This is a genomic window from Methylosarcina fibrata AML-C10, from assembly GCF_000372865.1.
Lineage (GTDB): Bacteria > Pseudomonadota > Gammaproteobacteria > Methylococcales > Methylomonadaceae > Methylosarcina > Methylosarcina fibrata.
In genome coordinates this window covers 1,809,287-1,821,562 of sequence record NZ_KB889965.1, presented here as the reverse complement: position 1 = coordinate 1,821,562, position 12,276 = coordinate 1,809,287, and the positions used below count along the sequence as shown (strand labels likewise).

15 protein-coding genes are annotated in these 12,276 nt (G+C 44.6%); all 15 read right to left on the bottom strand.

What is annotated here, in order from left to right:
• Window positions 1-130: 130 nt before the first annotated feature.
• The gene (locus A3OW_RS27750; protein WP_157385845.1) at window positions 131-397 is read right to left on the bottom strand and encodes a hypothetical protein; all 267 of its coding nucleotides are present in this window, start codon (window positions 395-397) and stop codon (window positions 131-133) included.
• A 13-nt stretch (window positions 398-410) separates the two neighbouring features.
• Window positions 411-1,481: a DUF7146 domain-containing protein gene (locus A3OW_RS24500; RefSeq protein WP_020563039.1), complete on the bottom strand. Its 1,071-nt coding sequence runs from the start codon at window positions 1,479-1,481 to the stop codon at window positions 411-413.
• Window positions 1,478-1,705 carry a hypothetical protein gene (locus tag A3OW_RS0108655; RefSeq protein WP_020563038.1) on the bottom strand — a complete coding sequence of 76 codons (228 nt, stop codon included), beginning with the start codon at window positions 1,703-1,705 and terminating at the stop codon, window positions 1,478-1,480. Before A3OW_RS0108655 ends, A3OW_RS24500 begins: the two co-directional genes overlap by 4 nt.
• A gap of 164 nt (window positions 1,706-1,869) precedes the next feature.
• Window positions 1,870-2,124 carry a hypothetical protein gene (locus A3OW_RS27745; RefSeq protein ID WP_157385844.1) on the bottom strand — a complete coding sequence of 85 codons (255 nt, stop codon included), beginning with the start codon at window positions 2,122-2,124 and terminating at the stop codon, window positions 1,870-1,872.
• Window positions 2,125-2,135: 11 nt separating this feature from the next.
• Window positions 2,136-2,504, bottom strand: coding sequence for a hypothetical protein (locus A3OW_RS0108650; protein ID WP_020563037.1), 369 nt, complete (start codon window positions 2,502-2,504; stop codon window positions 2,136-2,138).
• A gap of 80 nt (window positions 2,505-2,584) precedes the next feature.
• Window positions 2,585-4,192: an ATP-binding protein gene (locus A3OW_RS27740; RefSeq protein WP_020563036.1), complete on the bottom strand. Its 1,608-nt coding sequence runs from the start codon at window positions 4,190-4,192 to the stop codon at window positions 2,585-2,587.
• A 721-nt stretch (window positions 4,193-4,913) separates the two neighbouring features.
• Window positions 4,914-5,168, bottom strand: coding sequence for a hypothetical protein (locus A3OW_RS27735; protein ID WP_157385843.1), 255 nt, complete (start codon window positions 5,166-5,168; stop codon window positions 4,914-4,916).
• A complete protein-coding gene (locus A3OW_RS0108635) occupies window positions 5,165-5,566 on the bottom strand; it encodes a hypothetical protein (RefSeq protein ID WP_157385842.1) in 402 nt (133 codons plus the stop codon). The genes A3OW_RS27735 and A3OW_RS0108635 overlap by 4 nt, the downstream gene beginning before the upstream one ends.
• Before the next feature lie 101 nt (window positions 5,567-5,667).
• Window positions 5,668-7,467 (bottom strand): VWA domain-containing protein, encoded by a 1,800-nt coding sequence (locus tag A3OW_RS0108630; protein ID WP_020563033.1) that lies wholly within the window; start codon window positions 7,465-7,467, stop codon window positions 5,668-5,670.
• An 85-nt stretch (window positions 7,468-7,552) separates the two neighbouring features.
• Window positions 7,553-7,861 (bottom strand): hypothetical protein, encoded by a 309-nt coding sequence (locus tag A3OW_RS27730; RefSeq protein WP_157385841.1) that lies wholly within the window; start codon window positions 7,859-7,861, stop codon window positions 7,553-7,555.
• A 26-nt stretch (window positions 7,862-7,887) separates the two neighbouring features.
• Entirely contained in the window at window positions 7,888-8,385 is a 498-nt protein-coding gene (locus tag A3OW_RS0108625) for a hypothetical protein (protein ID WP_020563032.1), read from the bottom strand.
• Window positions 8,386-8,473: 88 nt separating this feature from the next.
• A complete protein-coding gene (locus A3OW_RS27725; protein WP_157385840.1) occupies window positions 8,474-9,025 on the bottom strand; it encodes a hypothetical protein in 552 nt (183 codons plus the stop codon).
• 77 nt (window positions 9,026-9,102) lie between these two features.
• Window positions 9,103-10,383, bottom strand: a complete 1,281-nt coding sequence (locus A3OW_RS24495) for a DUF3150 domain-containing protein (RefSeq protein ID WP_020563030.1) — start codon at window positions 10,381-10,383, stop codon at window positions 9,103-9,105.
• An 81-nt stretch (window positions 10,384-10,464) separates the two neighbouring features.
• Window positions 10,465-11,202: a hypothetical protein gene (locus A3OW_RS26355; RefSeq protein WP_020563029.1), complete on the bottom strand. Its 738-nt coding sequence runs from the start codon at window positions 11,200-11,202 to the stop codon at window positions 10,465-10,467.
• The gene (locus tag A3OW_RS0108600; protein ID WP_020563028.1) at window positions 11,202-12,179 is read right to left on the bottom strand and encodes an AAA family ATPase; all 978 of its coding nucleotides are present in this window, start codon (window positions 12,177-12,179) and stop codon (window positions 11,202-11,204) included. Before A3OW_RS0108600 ends, A3OW_RS26355 begins: the two co-directional genes overlap by 1 nt.
• Window positions 12,180-12,276 lie beyond the last annotated feature (97 nt).

Sequence of the window (12,276 nt, the reverse complement as noted above, 5' to 3'; positions counted from 1 at the left end):
GATCAGATTAGAACAGCTAACGGTAATCGTCGGCGGAAAGGCGAGATTGCTTAGTTGGCAGAAAAAAACCGAACGCTGAATTGAAAAAGTAGGGTTCGGTTTTTGATTGGAATTGGCGTCAACATTGCAATTAACGCCCCTTTTTTCCGAAAGTTTCTATGATCTCAAGCAGCTCCGTTCTGAAGCAGCCGAAAACATGGAGCTCTTTATTCATGCTACTGGCACGCACAGCAATTCCAAGTCTTTGCCGAAAGTTCGGATTGACACGAAATTCGCGGAGGAGCCAGTCACGATAACGCTCCTTTTCACCATCCCATCCATGGGGAGGTGAAAAAGGAGACAGAGGATTGCCCGGAGATGTATCAATTCGACTGGCGTCGAAAACATACTGACACATAGCAACCTCCTGATTAATCTACAGACCGAAAGACAAATGCATTCGGCCCACATTGATTGAGGACATCAAGCCAATCGATGCTTTTGGCATCGGCAAGCAAAGGTCCTGACGGCTCACGGATTTCAACTTGAATACCTTGCGTTTGAGCACGTTCTGCAAGTTTTTGAGCCGCGAAACTTCCTGCAAGCGATCGATCCAGATCAGACCAAATGATGAGCTTTTCCACTCCTTGCGGAATGACAAAGTGACTCATCAACGTGGCACTGATCAATGGCCATGTCACCATTCCGGTAGCCTCGATAACAGCCAAGGCTGTTTCGATGCCTTCGGTAACAGACAGAACACGACCAGTATTTCCAAGACGAATACCTGATCCCACAATCAATCGATCCGCAGGTACCGGCATCAACTTCTTGGGAGAATCAACCGGTGCTTTGCGACCATCATCCGTCAAAAACGTGCGATGGATCGTAATAGGCTGATTACCATTTTCAACCAAAGCCAGCATGGCAGGAAAATAACCAATCACCTGATTATCCTCGTTTCGATACTGCATCTTCGGATGGAAGCGAAGGCTTGACCAATTTTGAAGCCAACCATCCAAACCGCGCGATTGTAAGTAAAGCCTTACAGGGTCGGCATCGGGATGACGGATCGATTTTGACTCTTGCCAAACAGTTCTCAGCAGCGACTTGATCTTGTCGTCATTGACTGACGATTTCGATTGTTCAATGTGAGTTTTTTTCTGAACGATTCGCTTTGAAGCCTGGAAACCTTTAGACACACCAAGCACCTCTGCAACCGCAGAAAGCGCTTCAGGAAAGGTCCAGCCACGCAACCACATCAGCAACGAAAATCCATCGGGTTTTGGTCCACAAGTATTGCAGCAGCCACCACCTGATAAATTGGCATCACGGAACAGACGGAATCCATCTTTTCCACCATGGACAGGGCAAGCAATATGCCTGTGTCCTGGTTTCTCGATTGCCTTATTGATTTCCGGCGCCAAATCATCCAAGACGGACAACCAGGAGCCGCGAGCCGCATCTCTTACAACGTTCGACTCAATGGCAGAAGCGTTCATACAAATACCTCATCAACAATGGCAACAGTCTTGACGAAAAACAGCGCATTCAAAAAAGATTCGCATCCATTGTCCCAACGAATGGTGACGTATAAATCGCTCCGATAACGACCAACCTTTTTGAGATCGACAACTTGACCCAAAGAGTTTTTGGTGACATCACGGAGCGCGTCTTCACATACAAGACGTACATTGGTTCCAACTTTAACTTTTACAGCAAACATGGTTTTCTCCTAGTGATGTCCCGACCGCCGAGACTTCCTAGATACCCACCAGCCAGGGAGAGAATCGAGGAAGTCCCGGCAGGCGGGATGGAAAAGAAAACCACCCGAGAGAAACCATACGCCATAAGGGAGATCGGTTTCTCCCAGATGGGTTAAAAAAATACCTAACTTAACAGGCTAAAGGTTGGTAGCCTGCTTTTTTCAGGCAACCAGATACACAGTTTTCGAGCGAGGCTAAAGTAGCGGCATACGTCATCAAAATACGGTCTAAATGATTCGTGCCTTGAATCGATACTCCAAATTGCTCTTGAGCAATTCTGCAAGCCTCCTTGCTGTGGCAATAATCCGGAAGTTAATTGGCCGAAATATTCGGCAGCTGCATCCAAATCATCTGAAGTGACTTCATCGACTTCACGCATACCGGCGCCACTTAATTGATAGTGGTGATCGAGAACTGATACCTACCGGTGTCATTACGATCAAAACCAGATGTATACCCCTCGGAAACCTGCTTGAGAGCTTCATTCATAGCCAATTCCAAACCAAAGATCTCGACACCTTCAATCTCAAGCATCATTTTCAGGCGCTTTTGGTTCTTGGCTGAATAATGATTTTCAGCTTGTTCAAAAGCGGCTTCCGGTGTTAATGCTTTTGCAGCAATGCTTCCGACTTCGCCGAACAATCGAATGGCAATCCAGGTGTGGTCAACCGTTTTGCGGATGACATAATCACCCAAAATGCCTTTAGCATCACATAGGATATCGCCGTTAGAGTTTTGATAAGGTTGTCCAATAGACATGGTGTGTTTCCTCTTAGAATGAAGCCAGGAAACACAATCCGCGAACGGGAATGAGTTCCCGGCCGGGTTAGAAAAATGAATCAGGCTGAAGTTACCGAAGCAACACGGCCATTTTCATCAAGCGTAATGACGAATGATTTGCCAAATACTGAAGGACAGGCGCCAAAACTAGGTAACAACTGTTTCAAGGCATGAGTTGGATCTGATGAGATATTTGCGATAACGAATTGCGAAAAATCATATTCATCTTGATCGTAAGCCGACTGTTGAAAGTCGTATTCATCCCTGAACGATGATGCCTGCGTAACAACCGAGCCAGAGGTATCCTTTTCGGGAACAATGGCTTTGGATCCATCAAACATAGAGTCATCGCCAATTTCGACAGAATCGTCGCTAACCCAAATCCGATAGGACTGACAAAAAACAGCATCAAGAGAAATCCACTGGCCATCAAAATAGGCTTCATGGGTTTTATTGATCAGTTCAATACGAACGGGTTCTTTGTTGAGATCGCGGAGATGATTGTGCAGCCAATGGCCTTCATCCAGATTTTTAGAACCTGCAGGATAGACGTAGAATCCATTTCTAAATACATACATCGAAAGAGCAGATCCTTCATCTTGAATATATTCATCGAAAGTAGCTAGCTGGATTTGACCAGTCATTACCTCATCTTGATGAACAGGTTTTACAGGTCGAGTTTCAAATTTTCCAAAGCTCTCTTCAGAGCAATTTGGATAGCTTGAATATTCGGTTAACGCTTGAACGGGAATTACTGGCACATCGTTGAGAATAGGCAATAAACTCCAGTCACTGATCATGTCGTAATAAGCCACAAATGCCTCGGAAGACATACTGGACTTCATGTCGAGCAAGCGTTTCTCGATTTCGCCTTTTAAAGCAGCCTTTACCAAATTTACCACGTCATCTTTATCAACCAATTCGTTGCGGTCAGGTAACCGGCCGAAAAACTTTGATGAGTCGAGATGAATAACGTGGTAACCCGCTGAGCCGTATGAGGCATAGATACAGGATTTATAGATAGGTAAGCCCTGTAAATACATCACATAGGCATAGTTGTTCAAAGTCGGCTTATCAAAGCCGGCAAGAGAAACCAAGCCAACCTTAGTATTCACAAATTCAAGACCTGAATCTATCGCATGAGGACGATCAAGTTCGGTGCCATTGAACAGAACTGGAATTGGAAATGCCGAAACAAGACGTTTTAGTTCATGTTCGATACGGCCCAATTCAAGGTCAACGCCAACCATGGTAATGCTTGTTATGTTGTCCCATTCTGGGACAGGCGTAATATTGACTGGCTTAAATGACAGAACATCATCGGTATTTACCGAAATTCGTCCGCTTTTGCTCACAACGGTCATGTGGTGACAAGCAAATAAAGCAGATAAGAATCCAATACCAAATGGATGTTCTTGCGCGACGACATCGGCATCCCAACCGGATTCAGCAACAGTCAACAAGGTCTCGATAGAATCGATTCCACAACCGTTGTCTGTCACGCGAAGAATCTTGGTTTCGGGTGCAAATTCGAAATTAACCGAAGTTGCGCCGGCACGACGAGCGTTTTGCATCAGCTCTCCCAAAACCGTGGTCTTGTTGGTAAAGCTGAATTTCAAGCTTTTGACCAAGTTGGATTGATTAACTTTCATAGCAACTTGTTTCATGTTTTGTCTCCAAATAGAAAAATCACTAGAAACAAAACAATCCCAGTGGGAAATATTTTGTTCCCAGTTGGGTTAAAAAAAGGATGATTTAGATCAGTTTGAGCGAATAGCTTAATCCTGATGTTTTGCAGTTCTTCAAACTGAAAAGACAATCCCGAAGGAAGTCTTCAACTTTGAAAAATCGACGTGTTTGCGCGTATTCCTTCAATGAAGTTATAAGGATGCGGCAAATGTTATGGTCATTGGTATTGATGTACGTCGTAGAGTCATCCGAAATGGAAAATACCTTGGCCAAGGAGTTGGACTCGTTCTTGTCGAGAACAAGGCCTAAATCAATTTTGTCACCGCTATTGGTGAGCGAAATTTCGAAATAGAATTGGCACATGACAACCTCCTGAAAAATTGCGAGAAATCATCATGGCCCTACCGGGGAATAGAGATTTCCCAAGTGGGTTAAAAATCACGCCAAAGGCGCTTTACAGGTTCTTTATTTTGAGTGCTGAATGGGCACTTGCTTTTGAGTCCTCTTAGAGGGCTGCAAAAATCCGTCTTTCCAGAGCGTTCTTCGAGAGAACGCTCTGGAAAGACGGCAAAGGGCATTATGCCGCTATACCGTCGAATTGGTAAATTTTGAAAGACGCCTGAATTAGCGCGTCTTTCGTCTGGATACTAACAGAGACAAAAATCCGAAACGGAGAATGGTCCCTGGTCGGGTTAGAGGTTACTGAGCAATGACACAATCAATAAGATTGAGCAAATCATCAGAACAACCGCCATGATTTTGCCAAGCAGTCGGCAGTGCTGTCCTAGATTCAACCAACAACTGTTTCAGTTGAGCATAATTGAAATCGGTAGAACCTAAAGCCGCATTGATGCGATGAATCAAATCAGGATCAATCCCTTCTTGCTTAGCAAAAGATGAATCAGGTAAAGCCGCTCGAACTTGTTCCAGTGCTTCACGAAAAGACGAAATCACGCGACACCTCCCAAAACAGCGATTGTTGAGAGTAGTTCATCGTGAGAATCGCAAACAGATTGGATCGCGTCATCTTCGTCATCAAACATAGGTCTCATTTGCTCGATTTGCTCGCGCATTGAAGACATGGTTTGACTGGATTCCTCAAGATATGTCTCCAGTTGATTATTACGATTTTTGACTTGATCCAATTCCGCTTTTAAATCAGCAATAGTGGCGGTAAGAGTAGGCTCAATAACTGAAGAATCGGGCATCGATTGTCGTGTATTATCAAGTAGCTTTTTAGCCATGCCGATAGTTTCTAAACGTTTGTCGTCGCAACGATTAAAGCCATAGTCATTAACCATTTCTTGCAACACAGAAACCAATTGTTGGGTCAGATTATTACTTTTGCTCATTGTGTAATCTCCAAAAGAAAAAAGACAAGGAGCATCCCCAGCGGGAAAGGCTCCCTGACTGGGTGAAAAATGGCGATTCCGGAGCATCGCCAAAGGGTTAATTAAGCAGCCAACAACAATTCCTTACTGATTCTAAAAAGTTCAGAACGCAGATCGGAGACATTGTTGATGCAGATCGAGTAGTCAAACAAATGACTGGTATCGATACCAATCCCAACACCAACCAATTCAATGTTGGTCGCTTTGCAGCGGCGAATGACTGATTCGGCAGCATCGTAATCATCTGGTTCACCGTCAGTGAGAACCATGATGACCTTGCGTTCTTCCTTGGTTGCTATAACGCTCGCAGCAGCATACCAAAGTGCGGTATGAAGCGGCGTTCCTCCATTGGTAATTGCAGAAAACGCCGACGCATTAGGGCGAACCTTTTGGCCGTGTTTTAACAATGGATTGACGTTATCAGTATTTCCATGAGGGAAGCGTGTGACCGCTGGATTGACACCCGAAATACCTTCCAGCGCCAAAGCCAAAGCAACCGCCGAATCCATGGCAACATGAGCCAGGGTAATCGGAGAAGTCTGGTTGATGCGGTTATTCATCGAGCCCGATGCATCGACCAACAAGTGTAAAGCCGTATTTGGCGCCTGCTTGTGAGCTCTACGCTCGAAAACGCGAGAATCACCTTGAGACAAGCGAACCAATTTACGGCCATCAATACGATTACCAGATCGCTTGTTAACAGGACGTTCATAACGGCTGGATTGAATCAGTCCTTGTAAGGAAGCCCGGATTTTGCCGGATTCCGAAAGCGCTCGATTCAATATTGCGTTACCAATCGAAGGATTACGATTCGGTTCCATTGCCAGGGGCAAGTGGATTTCTGAATCGTAACTATTTCTTGGTTGGTTACCCAACAGCGCTTGAGCTGCTTCAAACAGATCATCAGGTAGATCATCTTGGCCGGCAGAGAGTACCGAAGACAAGATTTGCGCCAATTGGTCGGCATCCTGAGATTGATCATTACCACCGACATGGGATGACGTTGCACCCTGTCCAGACTGTTGATCAGCATGATAGTCATCAGTATCAGACGGATTGGCTTGTGATTTGGCATTATCAGGTTGAGTCGATTGATTCGATTGGGAATCATCTGCACCAGACGACGAATCATCACTTTGATCATCTGCGTCGGCATCATCAGACGAATCCGATTGTCCACCAGCGCTACCGTTTGACGATTGTTGTTGCCTAGCTTGCTCTTTTGCTTTTTCCTGTTCCTCTTGGATCATCCGCAATATTTGATCGGCAAGCCGAACGCAATGACGGGTTTCACTCAAATGAGGCACATCAGATAAAAGACCAAATAAGCGGGTAACAGCACCCACAGGAAAAGTATCTTCCAGTAGGGATTCGGCAGAATCTGCAAGCGACGACAAGGCTTTTTGGCCAAGAACATCGTATCTCAAACGGAATAACAGAAATTGCGATAGAACTTTGGCCGGATGGGGATCTTGATCTTTTGTGACAAAACCAAAACTACCGGTTTGGACCAAATATTCAACGACTTTTTCCGTCGTCCCTTTTGTACCTGGATAGGGTTCCTGCATGGACTTCTCAATGCGGACATCTTCCAGGATATTGACAATGCTTTTCCGTAAAGGATTTGTCGCGGCGTTGCGAAATTCACCAAAATCGGTGAAACGAACGTGCGCCGCTTCATGTGCCAAATAGCCCCAAGCGACATCTTTGATATTGGAATCATCAGTATCTAGGGCCGGAAGGTGAATGCGATCGCCGGTTGTATAGGCATCGTCTCCACCTACCGAAACTTTGACGCCAAACTTGTTGCCCAATGCAGCTGCAACTATGGGAAAGGCATTATTCAAGGTTTGATTTTTCATGGTTTATATCTCCAAAAAGGAGGCAAACCATGAGCCCATGAGGCAAATGGTTTACCTCAAGGGTTGAAAAAATAAGTCAGTAAAGTTAAAGCAATCGAACGGCGTAGCTGTTAGCTATAGCCATTTCGACTCTTTGAATGAACAGATCGGTTAAATTGAGTAGCCTTGTAGAACTACAATCTTTAGGAATAAGGACGGATTCCGTTTCCAGAATATTGCGTCCATGACTTTCATAAAGACCGGACAACCTCCAGTTATATTGATCACCAGAGAAATAGGCTTGCGCCTCTTTTTTCCCAACAGCAGTGTCATAAAACTTGTATGACAATGCCGCGGAAGGATGATCAAAATCATTCCAACCGGAAGATGAAAGGCAACTGCGAATGAGCTTCACAATCTGGTTCCGATTCATAAACTACCTCAGATAGCAAACAGGTTGCCTTGAATAAAGTCCATAAATCTAATTGCTTCGACATTTTTCTTAAATCGAGCGTGTAAAATGTTATCGATGAAAACCTCCCATGGATAACCTTTGGTCTCGCCTTTGCTCAGAGTCATATCACCAACACGAAATTTCTTGTGCTGGTAAAGCGTTTCTTCGCGTGAGTCTATACGGATAATGCAATGATCCAGTAAACCAGGACCACCACAATCACCTTTTGGCACTAACAACGGAATTTTAATAATTCCAGTTGAACGTCCAATTCGACCGACTATATCAAACTCATCATGCCAGGATTGACCCGTTTTCGTATCGCCATAGAAAACACGGACGATTTCGCCGGATTTCATACAAGATTCGAGAATACGAATAACTTGATCAGATGTTTCCTGATGGTAACAGGTGCCTGAAGGCAGTCTGGCGTATTTGATGGCATTGCCGTTGGACAATTTTGATTCGAATAATTCTTTTTTCATAGTTTTTCTCCGAAAAAGAGGCAAACCATGGGCCCAAGAGGCAATGGTTTACCTCAAGGGTTAAAAATAAAGATTAAATGTTATTGGATTAAGCTAGACGAGAAAAAACATTCTCCAGGTAATCCGAATAAGACTGGTCAGAGAGACCAGGTAACGACTTATGTGAAGCTTTTCGAGACCATTTATGCAAACGATCCTCGGCAATACAGCGAGGACTAAATTTAACATCACGGTCTACGTTTTCAGGATCGTTAAGCCATCTCTGTTGGGCAGAATCAAGACGTTTTGAGTTGAGACATCTCGATATTTTCCGCCTGTAATGATGAAGAAGTTTGGCAAAGCGAAACATACTAGCATCACGATTGTTCTTAAATAGCCCTTCAATGAACTCAAGTTGTTCGAAAGAAAATGGGCTATCAATTATGATAATCGGCCTCAGCGGAGGAAAAATTTCCAAATCAACCAACTCACGAAATCGAATAACTGGCATCGAAACACCAGAGAATCCGAAGTGAATATAGGTTGACGAAATGATTGTGTTTTCATCGCTTGCTTTTAACGCAAGCTCAGAAAGAACGATCTCACAATAGGAAACAGCTTTTTCCGGACTAAGTGAGATAATATTTTTATTAGTAGCCATAAAGCCTCCAAAAAAGAAATGGAGGCGGAGGCAAAACACCCCATGCGGGATGAAATTGCACCCGCCGGGTAGAAAAATTAGAACCAGAAATCCTCAACTACTTCTTCAGCAACTGGAGTTTCAGTTTCGTCCTTAGATTGAACAGGAATTGACGTTGAAGCAATTTCAGCGGCAACTTGTACGGTTTCTTTGACAGAAGCCATGAAGCTGTTTGATTCTGGAATCAGATTCAAAACATCTTGAGCAACATTATCGAGGCTGATACCTGCATCAACAGAGGGGGCAACATCAAATACATCCTGCACTGGATTGTAGTTTGAAAGGAAGTCGTCAAAACCAGGAAGATGATCGTCTTCGGCATCGACAGCAGACGTATCGGCAACAGTCGCTTCTTCATCTACAGTAGTTACAGCAGATGGTGAGTCGATCATTTCTGAATCGAAATCTTCCTCATCAGTTTCAACTGCAGCTACGGTATCTGAAACCAAGATCGATTCCATTTGCAACAAACCACTGCCGTGACGTTTGATTTTGTCAGGATCTGACAACAACAAACCAAGCGTGAAAAGGCTGTTGAAAGCAACACCGTTATAAGGACCTTGTTTGGGCAAGGCATTCAAAACAACATCGATCTTATCGACAACCGGCATGCACCGATGATCAAGAAAACCAAGGCTGTCCAGCTTGTCCCGCATTCTCCGAAAAGCATTGAGAGAGCGCCCGGTGACAGTATCCTTACCGACGAAAGATCGATCGATAAGCTGACTGGCTTCCTGAGCAATTTCATGGAACAACTGATCGCTCATGGAATTGGTACGACGTTGCAGGGAATCGACAGCAGCTGGTGTTGCATTAGGTAAAACCGCATCGGATTGAGGAACGGTGACGCGAAACACAACGTAATCGAACCGCAACTTAGATGCTACGGATTCAACAGGCTCAATCGCACGTCGAATGGCGTCACCAAATTCAGCATGGCGAGCGACCCATTCTTCTGTGTCCTCGTGATAAGTGGCTAGGAGTTGGTCTCTGGCTTCATAAAAAGTCTTCGACAAATCATCCAGTTCTTGAGTAATACGAGGAATTTCATCCCGCGGATTGGCAAAGCCACCGAGGAAACGAGTACCCGATTGAAGACAGATTCGCTCCGCTTCTTTCTTAATTCGGTTGAATTCTTTAAGTTTGTCGGGATCAATGGTTTTTTTGGTGCCAAGGTAAGCCAAATCTTCTGGTGGAAGTTTGGAACCGTCGGCTAACACGAGATCCTCGGGTCTTAATTTTTTTGAACTGGTCCAAAGGTTGATGTCGAGTTTGACAACATCGATTTGGTCCAAAATCATTTCTGCTTTGTGTGACATAACTACCTCCAAAAAATAAATAAAAAAGAGGCAGCACACGACCCAAGGGGCGTAGGACTGCCCCTTTAGGATTAGAAAAAGTTAAAAGTAAAAATCGTCCTGAGAAGATGTAACGGCCGACAAATCGAGTCGTTTCTCAAGTAGACCTAATGCCTCAGCAACAGGTCTCACCGTTTCCAGATCCGTATCGAAAAACGACAAGGCTTTGGATTCAAGCTTGAGCTGGTTACTGATACCAACACCATCATCATGCGATAAATGAATGCTGACTTGATTCGGAGCAACTTTCATCATGGCCATGAATAGCAACAATGAAGCAACGCTCTGTTCTTTGAACAATTTACCTGCGGAAGACGCCTTTTCATTAATCAACGCACGCAAGAAATTTTCCAAAAAAGCAGATGCACCAAAAACTCCAGTAATCGTCTTGCTCATAGACAAAACGTTTGCATGAAATTGTCCAATAGCTTGAGTATCAGCCAAATTAGTCTGTGTGACTCTGAGGCGCCAAAATAGACAAGGTGGGTCTTCAGTTGGATTAGGGTCCTGACCGAATGGTTTGCTCGATGATGGAAGCGTAATGTTGCCGTCGTCATCAATCAATACCCGGTCAATTATTTTGTATCCCTTATTAATTTTTGACTGAACATGATCATTCATAGCTAACATGTTCCTATCAAAAGTTTTAGATTGCAGCTTAGTACCTGTTTTACCCCATTTAGAGGTATAGGTGCCATCGCCATTATTTCGAACTGCCCAATCTTTTGTTGAACCATCCGGATTAGTAAAACGATAAAGGTCGTAATCTAAAGCAGCCATTAGGCATCATCTCCCCAGGAATCACCGAAAACATCTTCGGCAATCCTGTGAATGGCTTCGCGTTGAGCTGGTTCAGCACGCAAGGTGAGAGCCCGATCCAACGAATAAGCCAGTGCATTGGGAGCACGCTTATAGGCAATCATCAAGTTTGTCCAGCGAACCAGGGTCCGAGTAGACATGGTTACACTGAGCTCGCCGGCACCATCAGTACCGCCGACAAAGAGTCGACGAATTTCATTGGCCACTTGAATCATCTTTTCCGTCAAATTTTCCATGACAGAATCGAAAGGGACACCCATTCCCGTTAAAACAGACTTGAGAATGGATTGCTCGATAGACGCTTCAGGATAACCAACTTCCATCAGGCGAAAACGATCTAAGAAAGCCAAGTTTTGTTGCATGACGCCTTGATAAAGTCCGGATTGATCGCCTTGGCCAGCTGAGTTGCCGGTTGCAATCAAACGGAATTTTGGATGAGGCTTGATGACTTCGCCGCCGTTTTGAGGAATCACCAAAGGTTGACCTTCGATAATATCGTTCAAACCTGCCAGTTCAGAGGGGTCCATCAAATCAATCTCGTTCAAGATCAATAGATGTCCGTCTCGGACAGCCTGAGCCAAAGGCCCGTGGACGAAAGACATGGAACCGTTGAGTAGCATGAATTGACCGATCAAATCGTTCAGCTCAAGTCGACCATGACAGGTCACTTGATGAACTGGCCAATTCAAACGTGCTGCAACTTGGCAGATGAGCGAGGTTTTGCCGGAACCTGTAGGACCGGTCAAATACAAAGCATCGCCAAGTGGGTTGGAAATGAACGCAATCACATCACGAAGATGCTCATTGCGAAACACGTAATCTTTCTTGGTGGGGATCGATGGATGAGTTTCATCCTCAAATCCTTCAACCATCATTGCAGCAGGGGCGGCAATGTTGAAAGTGGTGTTGATTGGGAATTTTTTTACAATCGCAGTCATGATGTTTCTCCTTATTTTCGAAAAGAAAAAGGGGAAACATATACGCCCATACCGGGAGAAGTTGTTTCCCCGGTGGGTTAAAGTAAGAATCACGCCG